The organism is Winogradskyella eximia, from assembly GCF_003386165.1.
Classification (GTDB): domain Bacteria; phylum Bacteroidota; class Bacteroidia; order Flavobacteriales; family Flavobacteriaceae; genus Winogradskyella; species Winogradskyella eximia.
The window spans coordinates 201,395-217,662 of the sequence record NZ_QRDV01000006.1; the positions used below are offsets into that span (position 1 = coordinate 201,395).

The following is a 16,268-nucleotide window of genomic DNA, read 5'->3' on the forward strand; positions in this document are numbered from 1 at the left end:
TTAATTAAACTTTATTTTTTATACCTACAAGGTTTTTAAAACCTTGCAGGATAATTCTAAAAAGGTAGATTTTTCACATCTACATTACCGCCAGATAAAATGATGCCGACGTTCTTATTTTTAAATTCTTCTTTATTATTTAACACCGCTGCAAAAGGAACGGCACATGACGGCTCAATAACAATCTTCATGCGTTCCCAAATTAATTGCATTGCATTTATAATTTCATCTTCTTCAACACGAATAATCTTATCCACATATTTTTGGATAATCGGAAAATTACGATCACCTAAATGCGTTCTTAATCCATCAGCAACGGTATGAAAACTCTCGTTAGTTTCTATTTTACCTGAAATTAATGAGCGATAGGCATCATCTGCTTCCATAGGTTCTCCTCCAATAACTTTACAGTTGTTTGAAAAGTAGTGTGCTGCCAGCGCTGTGCCTGCAATTAATCCTCCTCCTCCAACTGGTGTTAAAATTACATCCAAATTTGGTTGTTCTTCTAACAGCTCAATTGCTGCTGTACTGTTTCCATAAATTACCTCATCTTGATTTGATGGATGTAAAAATGTTGCTCCTTTTTCTTCTTTTATGCTATTGGCAGTTGCTTCTCTTGCTTGGGGTGTCGATTCACATTCTATGATTTCTCCTTCATAAGTCCTAACACCATCTTTTTTAACTTGAGGTGCATTCTCTGGCATTACAATATAAGCTTTAACTCCTAATTTCTGAGCTGCTAATGAAACGGCTTGCGCAAAATTACCTGACGAATGTGTCACCACACCTCGTTGTCTTTCTTCTTCTGAAAGTGATAAAATGGCATTTGCAGCTCCTCGCATTTTAAATGCTCCCATTTTTTGAAAGTTCTCACATTTAAAAAACAAGTTACAACCTGCTTTTTCATTTAACAACTGAGATGTTAGTACAGGTGTATTGTGAATAAAAGGTTTTATTCGGTTGTGAACTTCTATGAGAGTTTGTTTATTCATATTTGTTCTCGATACAAAATTGCAAAAAGCAATTTCACTCGAACTGACGTTAATCTAGTTCCCTTTGAAATTTGGTTGACGTTTTTCTATAAACGCAGCAACACCTTCTGCATAATCATTACTTTGTGCTGCTTCTATTTGTAATTTAGATTCTAAAGCTAATTGCGATTCTAAATCGTTAGTCATAGATTTATTAAATAATTCTTTAATCATACCTAATGCTTTAGTTGGCATATTTGCTAGTTTTAAAGCTAGTTTATTAATCGTTTTGTCAAATTCTTCAGTTGGAACACATTTGTAAATCATTCCCATTTTTTCAGCTTCTTTAGCCCCAATTTTATCACCTAACATCGCTAATGCTAATGCTTTTTGAAAACCTATTAGTCTTGGTAAAAAGAAAGTCCCAGCACTATCTGGAACTAAACCGATTAAACTAAATGCTTGAATGAAGCTTACTTTTTCGTGAGCAACAACAACATCGCAAGCCAAAGCAATATTTGCACCTGCACCAGCTGCGACTCCATTAATAGCACCAATAATTGGTTTTTTAATGGAACGAATTCGCGTAATTATTGGATTGTAATGTTCTTCTAGTATTTTTTTGAATCCAGGGTTTAAATCTGGATTTGTAACTTCTTTTAAATCTTGACCAGCGCAAAATGCTTTTCCGTTTCCTGTAAGCACAATGGCTCTTACTTCTTTATTTGTTTCGCAGGCATCCAAAGTGTCATGTAGTAAAAATGCCATTTCGCGATTGAAACTATTAAATACCTCTGGTCTGTTTAGCGTGATGTATGCTATTTTATTTTCTATTTTTAAAAGTATACTTTTACTCATCTGTTTTTCTTTTATTGTGGATTCCTGCCTTCGCAGGAATGACAAAACTTTTATTTGTTCTCGATACGAAATTGCAAAAAAGCAATTTCACTCGAACTGACATCAGGTTTCTATTTTAAGCACTTGAAATAATCAAATGGTTCTTGGCAATCGTCGCACTGAAATTGTGCTTTACAAGCTGTGGAACCAAACTGACTTACTAATCTTGTGTTTGTTGAACCACAATTAGTACATTTTACGATTCGCTTTCCATTAAGCAATACATCTTTATCTGTTTCTGCATCTAAAGGTGCTGCAATTCCGTAATCTTCTAATGCTTTTCTACCTCTTGGTGTAATCCAATCGGTTGTCCATGCAGGATGTAAAATCAATTCTATTTTAGACTCGTATCCGGCTTGTTTTAATGCTAATTTTATATCATCACCAATGACATCCATTGCAGGACAACCACTGTAGGTTGGTGTGATTTCGACTTTAACGATATTATTTTTTATAAACGCAGAACGTACCACTCCCATATCCATTATGGATAATACTGGAATTTCGGGATCGAAAACTTTTTCCAGAATTGGAATTAAGATTTCGTCTATGTTTTGTTCTTCTGTTATCATGTTCATTTCTCGTGAAAACGGGAATCTTGTTTTATTTCTTCTCGATACGATTCCGATGAAAAATCGGAATCACTCGAAGTGACATTTTGTTTTAATTTTAAGATTAGCTTCGCTGAACCTAAAGGTTTATTTGCCTTCGCAAGAACTTGTTACCATTCCATATTAGGGTAAGCACGTTGCATGTATTGAAGCTCTGCTAATAAATACCCTAAATGTTCGGTGTGAATCCCTTCTTTCCCTCCTTTTTGAAACCATTTTGATTCAGGTGTTTCAAGGGTTGATTCTTCTAAAATCTCACTTACTCTGGCATAATAAGCGTCTTTCAGTTTTGTAACATCAACACCTATTCCTTCTGCAACCATAGCTTTATCTGCTTCGGTTTGATGAAATAACTCATCGGTATACGTCCATAAACCATCAATAGCTTCTTGCATTTTTGCTTTACTTTCTTCTGTACCATCACCTAAACGCTTTATCCAATCTGATGAAAAACGTTCGTGATAACTCACTTCTTTTATACATTTATTCGCAATTGCAGATAATGTTAAATCTGTACTTTTTTGTAATTCCGCAAGAAATGCTAAATGGTAAACATCGAATAAAAACTGACGCGCCATAGTATAGGCGAAATTTGTATTTGGCTGTTCTACCAACAAAACGTTTTTATACTCGCGCTCTTTACGAAGCATGGCGATATCATCTTCTGTTCTATCATCACCAGCAATTTTTGTTGCATACTGAAAATAGCTTCTTACTTGTCCGAATAAATCTAATGAGATATTTGTACAAGCAATATCTGTTTCTAAACTAGGACCATGACCTGTTAATTCTCCTAGTCTTTGACCGAGAATTAGACTATTGTCTGCGATACCTAGAATGTAATTATATAAGTTTTCGTTTTTCATCTTCAGTGCCCACGAAAGTGGGTATCTATTAATTAAACGTTTTTAAGTTTCCCACTTTCGTGGGAATTGTAATTAGAGCATAGCTTCAATTACATATGCTTCACCTCGTCTGGTAAATCGTAAAATGTTGGGTGACGATATACTTTATCGTGAGCAGGCTCAAACATCTCTCCATTATTTTCTGGATTTGATGCTGTAATGTTTTTAGATTTTACAACCCAAATGCTTACACCTTCACTTCTTCGTGTGTATACATCGCGTGCGTTTTCTAAAGCCATATCTTCATCTGCTGCGTGTAAACTTCCGCAGTGACGATGTTCTAATCCGTTTTTACTTCTTACGAAGACTTCCCAAAGTGGCCAGTTTTTTTTATCAGACATAATTTATATGTATTGTTTCATCTTATTCTCGATATTATTTTCTTTGATTTCGACTGCTTTCAATCTGACAGAAAATCATTCGAACTGACGATGAAATTTAAATTGCTTGTTTTTGTTTTCTTGCTTGTTTCTTTTCTGCATATGCCATTGCAGCATCACGAACCCATTCTCCTTCTTCCCATGCACCAACTCTTGCTTTCATTCGTTCTTTGTTCATTGGTCCGTGGCCTTTTACGACTTGCCAAAACTCATCCCAATCAATTTCTCCAAAATCGTAACACCCTTTTTCGTCGTTCCATTTTAAATCTGGATCAGGAATTGTGAGTCCGATTAACTCAGCTTGAGGCACGGTTTGATCTATAAATTGCTGACGTAAATCATCATTCGATTTACGTTTTAATTTCCATTTCATGGATTGTTCTGTGTGAATAGACTCTGCATCAGTTGGGCCTAACATCATAAGACTTGGCCACCACCAACGATTTAAAGCATCTTGTGCCATATCTTTCTGTTCTGGTGTGCCATTTGCTAGTTTCATCATTATCTCGAAACCTTGTCTCTGATGGAAACTTTCTTCTTTACATACACGAATCATGGCTCTTGCGTAAGGGCCATAAGATGTATTACAGAGAGGTACTTGATTAATAATTGCTGCGCCATCTACTAGCCAGCCAATCGCTCCCATATCTGCCCAAGTTATTGTTGGGTAATTAAATATTGAAGAATATTTTGCTTTACCAGTATGCAGTTGCTCGTACATCTCTTCACGAGAAATCCCTAAAGTTTCAGTGGCTGAATACAGGTATAATCCATGACCAGCTTCATCTTGAACTTTAGCTAATAAGGCTACTTTTCGTCTTAACGAAGGTGCTCTTGTAATCCAATTGCCTTCAGGAAGCATGCCTACAATTTCTGAATGTGCATGTTGCGACATTTGCCTAATATGTGTTTTACGATATTTTTCTGGCATCCAATCTTTAGGTTCAATCTTTTCGTCACGAGCAATTCGTGCTTCAAATTGTGCTTCTAAATTTTTAATTTGTTCTTCACTCATCATAATAGCTATTCGCTATTGGCTTTTGGCCTTTAGCATGTTGAACTTAATTTTTCTTTTTCAATATATTTTTCAAATTCCTGAATTGGCAGGAATAACAAGTCTTTTTTAAACATCAAAGTCTACCACAACTTTCTCTGTTGTTGGTACTGCTTGACAACTTAGCACCAGTTGTTGTGCAACTTCTTTATCGTCTAGCGCATAATTAATTTTCATCTCAACAGCACCTTCAATAACTCTACATTTACAAGTACTGCAAACACCACCTTTGCAAGCAAATGGTAAATCAGCACCTGCGCCTAAAGCAGCATCTAAGATGTTATCGTATTCTTTAGTCATGGTGAATAAGAATTCTTTTCCTCCATCAACTATAGTGACTTCAATGCCTTCTACATTTTGCTGTGCCAGTCGCTCTGCTCGTTTTATATCTTCTTCTGAAAGTCCGGTTACGAATAATTCAAAGTGCACTAATTCTTTTGGTAAGCCTGCATTAATAAGATACTCGCTAACGTAATTTACCATTTTTTCAGGTCCACAAAGAAAGACTTCACTTGTATCTGGAATATCAATAAAAGTCTTTATTAGAACCTTCATTTTTTCATCGTCGAATCGTCCATTAAACAATTCGATATCTCTTCGTTCTTTTGTTAAGAAATAATAGATTTCTAGTCTTCCGAAATATTTATTTCTAAGCTGTTCTAGTTCTTCTTTAAAGATAATAGATTTTGCTGTCTTATTTACATAAAACAGTTTGCAAGTGGCATTTGGCTCTTGCCCTAAGTGGGCTTTAATCATGGAGAGTACAGGTGTAATACCACTTCCGGCAGCAAAAAAGAGATAATTTTTAGAAGTTTCTGGTTTTACAGGAACACCAAAAGTTCCGCTTGGTGCCATAATTTCTAATTCGTCTCCTGTTTTTAATTTTTCATTTATAAAGGTAGAAAACTTACCGCCAGGAATTTGCTTCACTGCAACTTGCCATACATTATCTGCTGGATTTGAACACAAGGAATATGAACGACGTACATCTTCTCCGTTTATATCTGCCTTGAGTGTAAGGTGTTGCCCTTGTCTGAATTTAAATGATTCATGTAATTCTTTTGGAATAGCAAAAGTGATAACTGATGTATCTTCTGTTTCCTTATAAATGTTTGCAATCTTTATATTGTAAAAATCTGCCATATAGAATACTTAACGAGTAAACTAACACTTGTTAGTTTGTTTGACAAAGTTATAAAATAAAATCTAAATTATTTGTTAATACCTTTTATCAAGATTTGGCTTAGGGTATTTGTTAATTCTTCTAGGCTAAGATCTTCTTTTTTAGGAATCCAGATGTAGAGTGAGCGCAAGGTGGTTAAAATAGAAAACATCATCACATCTGGTTTTGCATTTACTATTTCGCCAGCTTTTATACCATCTTCTAGTATGGTTTTAAAATCATTTTCGTAATCGCTTCGTAGTTTTTTATAGTAAGTTCTTTGGGTTTCTAGATGCATCCAATCATTATTTAAGGATGCCATTCCGTAGCTGTTTTTACTAGATATATTAACGTGTAATTGAATGATTTTTTTAAGTTTTTCTATACAAGTGTCATTAGATGTGCTAATTTGTTTCATGCCTTCTGTAAACTCTTCAGCTAAAGATATAATGATTGTATTTAAAATATCTTGCTTAGAGTTAATATGATTGTAAAGGCTTGCGGCTTTTATTCCCATAGCTTTGGCTAAATCGCGCATAGTTACTGCACTATAGCCTTTTTCTTTGAAGAGTTTAGCTGCTACTCTTATTATTTCTTGTTGTCTTGTTTCTGTTTTCATAGTTCTGTTGAGCACTAAAATAAGAAGATTTTTTAGTTGAACAGATTTATAGTGTAACTTTGGTTACGTTTGGTTCTAATTGCTTTTCGGAATTTTGACAAAAAATAAATACTATGGGAATATTTAATGCTTTATTTGGAAAATCGACTGATAATGTTGCAGAATATATTGAAAAAGGTGCTGTGATATTAGATGTGAGAACAAAAAGTGAATATCAAGGTGGTCATATTAAAAATGCTAAACATATTCCTGTTCAGGAATTAGGAAATAGAATTAATGAGATTAAAAAACTGAATAAGCCTATTATAGCTTACTGTGCAAGTGGTATGCGTTCTGGTAGTGCAACAAGTCTATTGAAATCAAACGGTATTGATGCTATTAATGGTGGAGGTATAGGAAGTTTACAACGCAAGTTGGGATAACCTTAATTTAGAATGTCTTCTAAGTTCTGAAGTTCATTTAAATCTTGAACTGTACTTTCATTATATTGTAATGTCCAACCTAATGAATTGGTAAGTATAAAGAATTTTGAAAGCTCGCTAATTAATCGATTTTGTGCGTTAGATTTTAAATCGGACGCTTCAATTTTTTTTGCTAAAGATTTTTTTACAGTATCCTTTATATCGTTGTAATCCTTGGCTTCGAATTGATTTAGGAAATCTGCTTGCATATCGTAATATTCAAATTCAGGACTAATCTTAATTTCTTCTTTAGGAATACTAATGATTTGAAGTGTTTTTGTAGCTTCATCAATTTTGTATTCAATTTTACTTAAATCGTAAGCTACTGTGACATCTGCATTGACCACTACAATGGCTTTTTTCTCGGCAGACAAATAATCTCCAAAAATTCCTTTTGAGTTTTTATAGGTAAATACCTCACTAAAATGGCCTTCAGTAACCACTAGCTTACCAACATTTTTAATCTGCTCTTGAATTAAAGCTGTACTTTCTTTTAGTACAATTTTATCTTCTTGTTTGTCTTCACAATATTTAAACGTGAATAAGACAACTAATGTAATAATGACTCCAAATAGTATTTTTCGCATATGCTAATTTAAATATTAAAAAAGAACTAATACTTATGGCTCTGTAATTTTATGAAAAATCTTCAATTTAACATCGATATAATTGTGACTCATTAGGATTGAAGGTGTCTAAATATTGAGACATTATAATTAAATAATTCTTTTAAAACTTAATTAATCCACAACAAACGTAATGAACAAAAGTTTTCCCTCATTAATATTATTGATTTCTTCCTTTTTGATGCAAGGCCAGCAAATAACTTTTCAAAAAAACATTAATTTCCAGGCTAGAGAATTAGAACAAAGTCTCAATAAAAATCGTGATAGTTTATATTTAGAAAGCGATAAAATTATTTACCAGGTTGATATATTTAATGATAACTATTCGAAAAGCATTAGTGTAAATGGTAATGAATCTGTAATCGATCTTGACACTTTACCAGCAGGTAAATTTATTATACAAGCCAGATTAAAGCGCAAATGGATTGTTATGTATTTAGTGAAAAATGAAGCTACGGAAATTTCTGAAAAATCCATAATCGTTGCTGAAGCCAGTAAAGATCAAAATTCCGATAATAATACTTCAGTAAAAAAGTTAACTAAAAAAAGAACTGGATTTTGGGTTGTACATGAGAGTATTACAGGTTCAGGATCTACCAAATCGATGGGTTTTAAAAATAAAGAAGAGGTCTCTAGACTTATCGCCAAGAATAAAGCAGAATTAAACACAGCAATCGCTATGAACAATAAATTGGTTGTATATGAGGTCTATAATACTTCTCAATTTATGCGCAATCAGTTTAAAAATCCTTCATATTTTAAATCTTCGGAATCTAAGGCCTTTAATGTTGTACCTTATTATTCATCGACTTCATATTCTATTTAATATAAATTATAACTCATAATTGTATCTGCATTCGTAATTATAGTAGTTTACTATGCCTTCTAATAGATCAGCAAAAACAGTTTAAGATTTTTTACAGGTAACTACTTGTCTAAAATAAGCTTATGTAAAAGCTTGTATTATTAATCTAATTTAGTTTTAGAGGTTGACACTCTTAATGTGCAATTTCGCCTTCTTTTTTATCTTAATAATATTTAAAATTCATCATAGAATAGATGTAAAAATGATTCCAAATATTATTTTTTAACTAGGTTGATTTTAAATAATTACAAGATAATATATGCTAATTTACGTATAATTAAATCCTGTTTTTTTGCCGTATGTCGTGCATGAGGGTGTATAGTCTATAAAAAATGCAACATATCTTAAATCTATAATAGTTCTGTTGTAAGGTTATAACTTAGTCCCAATTACAAGTAAAACTAGCTGCATTAAGTATGTTGTTTTTGTAATTCCCTCTAATCTAAAAGTGACTATTATGACGAAGAACATATGCACTCTACTTATCCTATTCGCGACTTTAATTAATTATGGTCAGAATTTTACATTAATAAAAAATAACAATCCAAAAGCTAAAGAATTAAAGCATAGTTTAAACCAGACTAAGGATAGTTTATTGTTAGGTTCTGACACTAAGATTCTTCATGCTGAAATTTTTAATGAAGATTTTGAAAAGATTGTTCTCATAGATGGTTTTAAAGCTCAAATCTCATTAGAACACATACCAGAGGGTAAATTTGTTGTCGAAGTTAAATTGGCTGATAAAGTTATAATTATGGGATTGATGCGTTACGACATTCATACTGATGAAGCTAATTCTGAGATGTCAGATAAAAACCATACTATAGCAGAAGGAAAAGGTATGATGTTAGATGAATCTTTAAATGTCATAAAAACAGTGCCTAATAAAAGTATTGTATTCATTTTAACAGGTTCTAATGCAAAACAGCAAACTAAGAAAAATCAAAAATTTTATTGGGTAGTAACCAAGGTTAATAATGAAAGCGGATCTTGCAAAACCATGAAATTGATGGATGAAGAAGCTGTAGGAAGATTGATTTTAAGGCATAAACAAGAATTAAACAGCGTATCTGGTAAATTAAATGAATTAACGGTTTGGGAGGTTTATAACACCACAGAATTCATGGAGCATCAGATGACTAATCCTAATTTTTTCTATTCATTAACGTCAGATTTATTTAATACAACACCGTATTATTCTACACATGCTAAAGTTGCAAACCTCTAGTAATCTGTATTTTATTTTTGAAATTTTGTATAAAAAGCGATCTTGAATTTAATTATGAAATTCTACAAAAAGAAACGTCTTTTTGTACTGTGTTTTTTGTTTTATATCGAGTGCTAATGCATGTTAACCATGGAAATAGGTTGTCTATCTAAATTATAAAATAGTAGAAATATATACTTATATCTTTGATTTTAACAAGGAATTGTACATATTTGCTTTTTCCTTGTGAAAAAATTGTTTCCCCAAAACAAAAAAACCTACTTATGACAAGACTACTACACACAATTGTATTCTTACTTTTGACGACCATTACTTATGGTCAAAAATCTACATTATTTCAAAATGTTAATGTTAGAGCAAATGAGCTTGAACACAACCTTAATGAAGCTGGCGATAGCCTAATTTTTAAATGTGAACGCACGGTTTACGAAGTGGTGATCTTTAATGATGACTTTGAGCGTGTAATAAAGGTAAGAGATACTGAAGCCGTAATTCCAATTGCTGACATTCCTGTTGGTCGATATATTGTTGAAGCATTGCTAAGTGATAAGTTGATTGTTATTACCTTATTAAGAAACGAGTCTTTTAATTTACCTAAACAAGATATTTTGGTTGCTGATAGCTCGGACCTTTTTGGTAAAAAGACAGCACCAAAGAAAGAAGTTGTAGCTAGTATTGAAACATCAATAGAAACCTCTGGAATAGAAGTGGAGGAAGAAGCTGAAATTATAGCGGAAAATGTGCCTCCATTAAATAATGAGATATTTGGTGAAGAAAGTAATATTAAAAAGACAGATTTAGCAGTAGCTGGTAAAAAAGCAGAACCTAAACCTACTGTAGCTAAAGTGGAGAAAAGAGCGCCTGTTAAAGCTAAAGCACCTAAAAAGAGTAGCTTATCATTATTTAATACAAAATCAGAAACAACCACAAAACCTAAAAGATCAACTAGAGTAGTAGATGCTGCTAGAGCAAATAGAATTGTTAGTACTTATTGGGTTGAGTATAAAATTAATAATGGCCAAAGTTCACAAAAGATACAGAAATTAGGAGATCAAGAAACTGTTGATAGAATGATTAGGAAGATTGAAATTGACATGAAAACCAAAGCAGGTCGATTAAATGAGCTTACAGTTTGGACGGTATATGATCCACCTAAATTTGTAGAACACAAAAGATTAAACAAAACCGATTTTACAAAAGTAGCTTCAGAGAGTTATAATATGAAGCCTTACTATAAAAAGGTAAATGAAACAGAGGCAAGTGATTTATAATCACATTTTCTAATAAACACCTTATAGTTATAAAACAAAAAATCTCAGATTAATTATTAATCTGAGATTTTTTGTTTTCTGATATTAAATGACACGTAATAAAATTACTGTTTAAGTTCTAGTTTCTCAGCGAAATAATCACAAAAATCTTTCATAGTTGCTGTCATTTTTTCATCTTGAGTTGCTCTTAAAAAGGTATCGCTCATGGTCACTAAAGTTTGATGGAAAAAAAGCTTCATTTCATCAACAGGCATATCTTTAGTCCATAAGTCTATTTTTAAGGTTTCTTGAGCATTACTGTCCCAAACTGATAACATTATGGCTTTAGCTTCTTCATTGTCAACATTACCATCTTGTGCCGACCAATTTAATTTTTCTGGCACACGGTTTTCATCAAGTTCTACGTTTAATACGATTTTAGATTTTATAACTTTAGACATTATTTTTTTGGTTTAAATTTCGATTTTCTAAATATAATTTCTGGTTCGGTTTGCATAATTGTCATAATGTCTTCGCCTGATGTTTCAGCATAAGCTTTTACAATTTGCCATCCTAAATACTGACCTAAACGTCCAGGAGATTCATTATCTAATTCTAAATAAAATTTAGAGAATGGTGCATCTGCTATAAAACGATTTGGCAATTTAGGATCTGTGTCGTATAAGTGTTCTTTTTCAATGAAATAGCTCCAAATTGGGCTTTCATTTGCTTCTGCCCATTTTAATTGAGCTTCAGTATATCCTATTTTTTCTGCATCAGACTTAAAAGGAATCATTAGATCTTTAAAGTAGAGTAGTTTTCCAAAATAAATCATTTCATCTAACAACGTTTTTCTGTTGGTTTGAAACATGTATTTTTTAGCATAACCATTTGTTACATCCGATACTATTTGGCTTTTTTGCATATTAGCCGTTATATACATTGGGATATTTTGATAAAATTCATGTTCTGCACCTAAATAATTATCTAAGGCAATAAGAACTAAGGAGTCATTTACAATCGTTTTATCTCTATATGCTACATCGTTAGTAAGCGTAATTACACGTGGTGTGGTAAATGTCTTATCGTAGTACTTTAAATGTTGAAATAGGCCTTTTAGCTCTTGTTTTGGTGCACTGAAATCTGAGAATTTATTTTGAACTTCTGCTAACAATTCATTTTGCATTGTATCATTAATTCTCTGAATCCAAATAGAATCTGGCACATGTTTAGAAAATAAAAAGGGATAAGCGCTCTTTAGCCTTGGTAAATCTTTAGGTTGTGCTTCTGAGAAAGCTTTATCAAAACGTTCTACGGTAAAATCTGCTTCAATATTTGCAATTTCTTTTTCAACTTTAGACTCCTCATCACAAGACAGAAGCATAAATCCGACTATTAATAAAACGTAAAATTTGATATGCATTTGGCAAAACATTTTTAATCCTAACTCGATTCTGTTATTTTTGTTGTGCAAAGGTACACTTCTTTGTTTTAAAAACTCAAAAATTATGCAAACTGAAAAGGTCGTAGATTATATTGTAAATTGGTTAAAAGATTACGCTACAAAAGCTGGTGTCAATGGTTTTGTTATTGGTATTTCTGGCGGAATAGATTCTGCTGTAACTTCAACACTTTGTGCAAAAACCGGTTTGGATCTTTTATGTATAGAAATGCCTATTCACCAAGCGCCTAGTCATGTCACTAGAGCACAAGAGCATATTGCACAGTTAAAAAAGCGTTTTCCTAATGTGAAAGATACCGTTGTAGATTTAACGCCTGTGTTTGAAGAATTTAAAACAGAGGTAAGTTTAGAAGGTAAACAAGCGACAGTAGATATGGCTTTAGCCAATACTAGAGCACGTTTACGTATGACTACTTTATATTATCATGCAGGTCTTTTAGGACTTTTAGTTGCAGGTACAGGTAATAAGGTAGAAGATTTTGGTGTCGGTTTTTATACAAAATATGGCGATGGTGGAGTAGATTTAAGTCCTATAGCAGATTTAATGAAGTCTGAAGTTTATAACATAGGTAAATATCTTGATGTACCAGAGTCTATTCTTAAAGCCGCTCCTAGTGATGGATTGTTTGGTGATGCACGTAGTGATGAAGATCAAATTGGTGCATCCTATCCGGAATTAGAATGGGCTATGCAAATGAAAGATGAGGGTAAAACAGCCGAAGATTTTGAGGGTAGAAAACGTACGGTGTTTGAAATATTTATGCGTTATAATACATCAAACAAGCACAAAATGATTGCAATACCAGTTTGTGAAATTCCTAATAATTTAAAATAATAATTGCATTTTAGAGAATAAAACAGCTAATTTATTAATTTTTAACTATTTTTGTATATAACTCTCTACGTTGTATTTAATTACGCTATTAATTGTAAATTATTAACCCTAACCGAAAACCAAAAATACAATTGTCATGATAAATATTTTGATTGTTGACAGTCATCCTATCGTTAGAACTGGATTAGAATTATTCTTAAATAGTAAGCCAGATTTTAAAGTTATTGGCAGTTTAGGTAGTGGAATTGAGATATTTGAATTTGTACGTCACCACAATGTTGATGTTATTATATCAGAAATCGATTTACCAGAGCTTAATGGTATTACGGCACTTAGAGCTATTAAAAAAGAAAACAAGTCTGTAAATGTTTTGATGTTTAGTCATCAGCCTGAAGAAATTTACGCTATTAGCACGCTTAAAGCTGGAGCTTCGGGTTACTTAAATAAAACTGCTAGTGTTGATGAAATTGAAGCTGCTGTGCGAAAAATTAGTACAGGAGAAACATCACTTAGTGAGAAAATGGATAAGCATTTTCGATATGAAGATACACGAAAGAGCAGAAGTCGTATGTTTAAAAAGCTGTCAACTAGAGAAGTTGAAGTTTTAAAGCTACTTTCTATAGGTAGAAAAAATAAAGAAATTGCACAAGAATTAGATATTAACGAAAAAACAGTGAGCACTTATAAAGCTAGATTGTTTAAAAAGCTTAATGTAACTAATATTGTAGATTTAATTCATCAAGCTAAGCATCATAACTTAACATAATTAGCTAAGTACTTTTCCTAATTTACGAGATAACAACATTTTAAGACCAACGTAATCTTTTACATCTTCCATAATGGTGCGTGTATCAGCATTTGCGTTTAAAGTCTCATTTTTATATTCCGCAACTTTTTGGTCAATTAAATGACAGCGTAAGCTTAAAATAGTTTGACTTACTAATTGAGAAACAGAATCTTTCTTTTCTTTTGGAACAATTTGATTGCGTTCCCAATCGTGAAGATTGTAGCGTTCATCCTCCATTAAAATAGTAGTTACTGTGCTTGCAGAATCTTGGTCTAATTGATTGATGAAATTTTTGGTTGAAAAGTCTTCATCTTGATTCAATTTATCAATAATAGAGTAATAGAGGGCTTTAAACTGTGGGTTTGAAAATTGCATTTCATCTTCTTGAAGATCTAAATATACTTTTTCAAATACTCGTGTTTCATGCTTGGTTGGTTCTAATACTAATTCTTTAGAAGTTTCGTCTTCAGTTAATATTAAATCTTCAAACTGCTCAACTCTATCTCCATAAAGCATTAGGATTTCAATAATCTTTCGTTCTAATTCAAATTGAACATCTACTTTTTGCTTAGGCTGAGGTTCGTTTTTAACAACTTGAAATGCTTTTTGGTCTTGTTTATAATTTTTATTCTCCTCTTGACTCTCTTTTTTATTAATCTGCGCTAAAGTGCTAAACAACACCTCTTCACTAATATCCATAATACAAGCACACTCTTGGATATAGATTTCGCGTTTTATTTGATCTGGAATCTTAGCAATACTATTTACAATATCTCTAATGGTTTCAGCTTTCTTAATAGGATCGTTATTCGCTTCTTTTACTAATAGTGAGGCTTTAAACTGAATAAAATCCTTAGCATTGTCATTAAGATATTTAGTAAGTTCTTCTAACGTATTTGACCTAGAAAAACTATCAGGATCTTCTCCATCTGGAAACGTACAAATTTTCACGTTTACACCCTGTTCCAAAATTAAATCTATACCTCTAATAGAAGCTCTTATTCCTGCTGCATCACCATCAAAAAGCACTGTAATATTATTGGTAAGTCTATTAATTAATCGAATTTGATCTGCAGATAAAGCTGTTCCAGAAGATGATACCACATTTGTAATACCGGTTTGATGAAACTGAATCACATCTGTATAGCCTTCTACCAAATAACAATTATCTTCTTTAGCAATACTTTGTTTAGCATGAAATAAGCCATACAACACCTTGCTTTTATGATAGATTTCGCTTTCTGGTGAGTTTAAATATTTAGCCGCTTTTTTATCTGTTACCAAAATCCTCCCACCAAAGCCAAGAATTCTTCCACTCATACTATGTATAGGGAACATGACTCTGCCTTTAAATCTATCGAAACGTTTTTCTCCTTTAACAATGGTTAAACCTGTTTGCTCTAAGAAATTGATATTATAGCCTTTACCTAAGGCATCATCCGTAAAAGCTTGCCATTCGTCTAAAGAATAACCTAATTGAAATTTTTTTATGGTTTCTTCTGTAAAACCACGCTCTTTAAAATAGCTTAAGCCTATAGCTTTACCTTGGTTGGTGTTGTGTAATACTTTTTGAAAATAAGTGTTGGCATATTCACTAACTAAGTATAAGCTTTCTCTAGTGTCTGCTTGTTCTTTTTCCTCATCAGTACGTTCAGTTTCCTCTATTTCTATGTTGTACTTTTTGGCGAGATATTTTATAGCTTCTGGGTAAGTAAAATGCTCATGTTCCATTAAAAACGTCACTGCATTTCCGCCTTTGCCACTAGAGAAATCTTTCCAAATTTGTTTTACAGGTGATACCATAAAGCTAGGAGAGCGCTCTTCACTGAACGGACTTAAGCCCTTATAATTACTTCCCGATTTTTTAAGTTGCACAAAATCGCCAATAACTTCTTCTACGCGAGCGGTTTCAAATACTTGTGCTATGGAATTTTGTGAGATCAAATTTAGAATTTTAACTAGCTTGTAAATTTAATACAAATCAATTCGTATTAAAAATTAATCGGGAAAAGTAATTTGATTATCTCATATAAAACAACGAAAGTCGTTTGAAATAATTATGTAAATATACCAAGTATTGAAATATGAACTGAATTCTATTAATCATAATAGGTTGGCTCAACTTCACTTTTGCATCCTATTATGGGAATGTGAA

18 protein-coding genes are annotated in these 16,268 nt (G+C 32.5%); 6 read left to right on the forward strand and 12 right to left on the reverse strand.

Annotation, left to right across the window (positions count from 1 at the left end):
• Nucleotides 1-56: 56 nt before the first annotated feature.
• The 8 genes from DFQ10_RS13430 to DFQ10_RS13465 form a co-directional block, all read right to left on the reverse strand.
• Nucleotides 57-992, reverse strand: a complete 936-nt coding sequence (locus DFQ10_RS13430) for a pyridoxal-phosphate dependent enzyme (RefSeq protein ID WP_115817949.1) — start codon at nt 990-992, stop codon at nt 57-59.
• Between the two features lie 54 nt (nt 993-1,046).
• Nucleotides 1,047-1,829 carry an enoyl-CoA hydratase-related protein gene (locus tag DFQ10_RS13435; protein WP_115817950.1) on the reverse strand — a complete coding sequence of 261 codons (783 nt, stop codon included), beginning with the start codon at nt 1,827-1,829 and terminating at the stop codon, nt 1,047-1,049.
• Nucleotides 1,830-1,939: 110 nt separating this feature from the next.
• Nucleotides 1,940-2,440, reverse strand: coding sequence for a 1,2-phenylacetyl-CoA epoxidase subunit PaaD (gene paaD / locus DFQ10_RS13440; protein WP_115817951.1), 501 nt, complete (start codon nt 2,438-2,440; stop codon nt 1,940-1,942).
• Nucleotides 2,441-2,589: 149 nt separating this feature from the next.
• Entirely contained in the window at nt 2,590-3,345 is a 756-nt protein-coding gene (gene paaC / locus DFQ10_RS13445; RefSeq protein WP_115817952.1) for a 1,2-phenylacetyl-CoA epoxidase subunit PaaC, read from the reverse strand.
• An 89-nt stretch (nt 3,346-3,434) separates the two neighbouring features.
• Nucleotides 3,435-3,725 carry a 1,2-phenylacetyl-CoA epoxidase subunit PaaB gene (paaB, locus tag DFQ10_RS13450; RefSeq protein ID WP_115817953.1) on the reverse strand — a complete coding sequence of 97 codons (291 nt, stop codon included), beginning with the start codon at nt 3,723-3,725 and terminating at the stop codon, nt 3,435-3,437.
• A 97-nt stretch (nt 3,726-3,822) separates the two neighbouring features.
• Entirely contained in the window at nt 3,823-4,779 is a 957-nt protein-coding gene (gene paaA / locus DFQ10_RS13455; RefSeq protein WP_115817954.1) for a 1,2-phenylacetyl-CoA epoxidase subunit PaaA, read from the reverse strand.
• A gap of 108 nt (nt 4,780-4,887) precedes the next feature.
• Entirely contained in the window at nt 4,888-5,961 is a 1,074-nt protein-coding gene (locus DFQ10_RS13460; RefSeq protein ID WP_115817955.1) for an FAD-binding oxidoreductase, read from the reverse strand.
• 68 nt (nt 5,962-6,029) lie between these two features.
• Nucleotides 6,030-6,599 (reverse strand): TetR/AcrR family transcriptional regulator, encoded by a 570-nt coding sequence (locus DFQ10_RS13465; protein WP_115817956.1) that lies wholly within the window; start codon nt 6,597-6,599, stop codon nt 6,030-6,032.
• A gap of 113 nt (nt 6,600-6,712) precedes the next feature.
• Here DFQ10_RS13465 and DFQ10_RS13470 point away from each other — a divergent pair, with 113 nt between their 5' ends.
• A complete protein-coding gene (locus tag DFQ10_RS13470) occupies nt 6,713-7,021 on the forward strand; it encodes a rhodanese-like domain-containing protein (protein ID WP_115817957.1) in 309 nt (102 codons plus the stop codon).
• A 2-nt stretch (nt 7,022-7,023) separates the two neighbouring features.
• On the opposite strand, the gene DFQ10_RS13475 is transcribed toward DFQ10_RS13470, so the two are convergent.
• On the reverse strand, nt 7,024-7,647 hold the full coding sequence (locus DFQ10_RS13475; protein ID WP_115817958.1) for a DUF4230 domain-containing protein: 624 nt from the start codon (nt 7,645-7,647) through the stop codon (nt 7,024-7,026).
• Nucleotides 7,648-7,819: 172 nt separating this feature from the next.
• Here DFQ10_RS13475 and DFQ10_RS13480 point away from each other — a divergent pair, with 172 nt between their 5' ends.
• The 3 genes from DFQ10_RS13480 to DFQ10_RS13490 all read left to right on the forward strand — a co-directional run bounded on the left by DFQ10_RS13480 (nt 7,820) and on the right by DFQ10_RS13490 (nt 11,050).
• Nucleotides 7,820-8,512, forward strand: coding sequence for a hypothetical protein (locus tag DFQ10_RS13480; RefSeq protein ID WP_147299222.1), 693 nt, complete (start codon nt 7,820-7,822; stop codon nt 8,510-8,512).
• A 496-nt stretch (nt 8,513-9,008) separates the two neighbouring features.
• On the forward strand, nt 9,009-9,779 hold the full coding sequence (locus DFQ10_RS13485; protein ID WP_115817960.1) for a hypothetical protein: 771 nt from the start codon (nt 9,009-9,011) through the stop codon (nt 9,777-9,779).
• A 263-nt stretch (nt 9,780-10,042) separates the two neighbouring features.
• Nucleotides 10,043-11,050: a hypothetical protein gene (locus tag DFQ10_RS13490; protein WP_147299223.1), complete on the forward strand. Its 1,008-nt coding sequence runs from the start codon at nt 10,043-10,045 to the stop codon at nt 11,048-11,050.
• A 104-nt stretch (nt 11,051-11,154) separates the two neighbouring features.
• Here the strand turns inward: DFQ10_RS13490 and gldC are convergent, their stop codons facing one another.
• Together gldC and gldB are read right to left on the reverse strand one after the other, a co-directional pair.
• On the reverse strand, nt 11,155-11,490 hold the full coding sequence (gldC, locus tag DFQ10_RS13495) for a gliding motility protein GldC (RefSeq protein ID WP_115817962.1): 336 nt from the start codon (nt 11,488-11,490) through the stop codon (nt 11,155-11,157).
• Complete coding sequence (gene gldB / locus DFQ10_RS13500; protein WP_245940710.1) at nt 11,490-12,452, reverse strand: gliding motility lipoprotein GldB; 963 nt, start codon at nt 12,450-12,452, stop codon at nt 11,490-11,492. The genes gldC and gldB overlap by 1 nt, the downstream gene beginning before the upstream one ends.
• Before the next feature lie 85 nt (nt 12,453-12,537).
• Between gldB and nadE the strand changes: the two genes are divergently transcribed.
• Both nadE and DFQ10_RS13510 read left to right on the forward strand, forming a co-directional pair.
• On the forward strand, nt 12,538-13,326 hold the full coding sequence (gene nadE, locus DFQ10_RS13505; protein ID WP_115817963.1) for an NAD(+) synthase: 789 nt from the start codon (nt 12,538-12,540) through the stop codon (nt 13,324-13,326).
• Between the two features lie 136 nt (nt 13,327-13,462).
• Nucleotides 13,463-14,092: a response regulator gene (locus tag DFQ10_RS13510; protein ID WP_115817964.1), complete on the forward strand. Its 630-nt coding sequence runs from the start codon at nt 13,463-13,465 to the stop codon at nt 14,090-14,092.
• Here the strand turns inward: DFQ10_RS13510 and dnaG are convergent, their stop codons facing one another.
• Nucleotides 14,093-16,057, reverse strand: coding sequence for a DNA primase (gene dnaG, locus DFQ10_RS13515; RefSeq protein WP_115817965.1), 1,965 nt, complete (start codon nt 16,055-16,057; stop codon nt 14,093-14,095).
• Nucleotides 16,058-16,268: the final 211 nt, after the last annotated feature.

What these genes read in the sequence shown, in the direction of transcription:
- DFQ10_RS13430 (WP_115817949.1), bottom strand. Translation starts at nt 992, where the DNA reads ATGAATAAACAAACTCTCATAGAAGTTCACAACCGAATAAAACCTTTT.
- DFQ10_RS13435 (WP_115817950.1), bottom strand. Translation starts at nt 1,829, where the DNA reads ATGAGTAAAAGTATACTTTTAAAAATAGAAAATAAAATAGCATACATC.
- paaD (WP_115817951.1), bottom strand. Translation starts at nt 2,440, where the DNA reads ATGATAACAGAAGAACAAAACATAGACGAAATCTTAATTCCAATTCTG.
- paaC (WP_115817952.1), bottom strand. Translation starts at nt 3,345, where the DNA reads ATGAAAAACGAAAACTTATATAATTACATTCTAGGTATCGCAGACAAT.
- paaB (WP_115817953.1), bottom strand. Translation starts at nt 3,725, where the DNA reads ATGTCTGATAAAAAAAACTGGCCACTTTGGGAAGTCTTCGTAAGAAGT.
- paaA (WP_115817954.1), bottom strand. Translation starts at nt 4,779, where the DNA reads ATGAGTGAAGAACAAATTAAAAATTTAGAAGCACAATTTGAAGCACGA.
- DFQ10_RS13460 (WP_115817955.1), bottom strand. Translation starts at nt 5,961, where the DNA reads ATGGCAGATTTTTACAATATAAAGATTGCAAACATTTATAAGGAAACA.
- DFQ10_RS13465 (WP_115817956.1), bottom strand. Translation starts at nt 6,599, where the DNA reads ATGAAAACAGAAACAAGACAACAAGAAATAATAAGAGTAGCAGCTAAA.
- DFQ10_RS13470 (WP_115817957.1), top strand. Translation starts at nt 6,713, where the DNA reads ATGGGAATATTTAATGCTTTATTTGGAAAATCGACTGATAATGTTGCA.
- DFQ10_RS13475 (WP_115817958.1), bottom strand. Translation starts at nt 7,647, where the DNA reads ATGCGAAAAATACTATTTGGAGTCATTATTACATTAGTTGTCTTATTC.
- DFQ10_RS13480 (WP_147299222.1), top strand. Translation starts at nt 7,820, where the DNA reads ATGAACAAAAGTTTTCCCTCATTAATATTATTGATTTCTTCCTTTTTG.
- DFQ10_RS13485 (WP_115817960.1), top strand. Translation starts at nt 9,009, where the DNA reads ATGACGAAGAACATATGCACTCTACTTATCCTATTCGCGACTTTAATT.
- DFQ10_RS13490 (WP_147299223.1), top strand. Translation starts at nt 10,043, where the DNA reads ATGACAAGACTACTACACACAATTGTATTCTTACTTTTGACGACCATT.
- gldC (WP_115817962.1), bottom strand. Translation starts at nt 11,490, where the DNA reads ATGTCTAAAGTTATAAAATCTAAAATCGTATTAAACGTAGAACTTGAT.
- gldB (WP_245940710.1), bottom strand. Translation starts at nt 12,452, where the DNA reads ATGCATATCAAATTTTACGTTTTATTAATAGTCGGATTTATGCTTCTG.
- nadE (WP_115817963.1), top strand. Translation starts at nt 12,538, where the DNA reads ATGCAAACTGAAAAGGTCGTAGATTATATTGTAAATTGGTTAAAAGAT.
- DFQ10_RS13510 (WP_115817964.1), top strand. Translation starts at nt 13,463, where the DNA reads ATGATAAATATTTTGATTGTTGACAGTCATCCTATCGTTAGAACTGGA.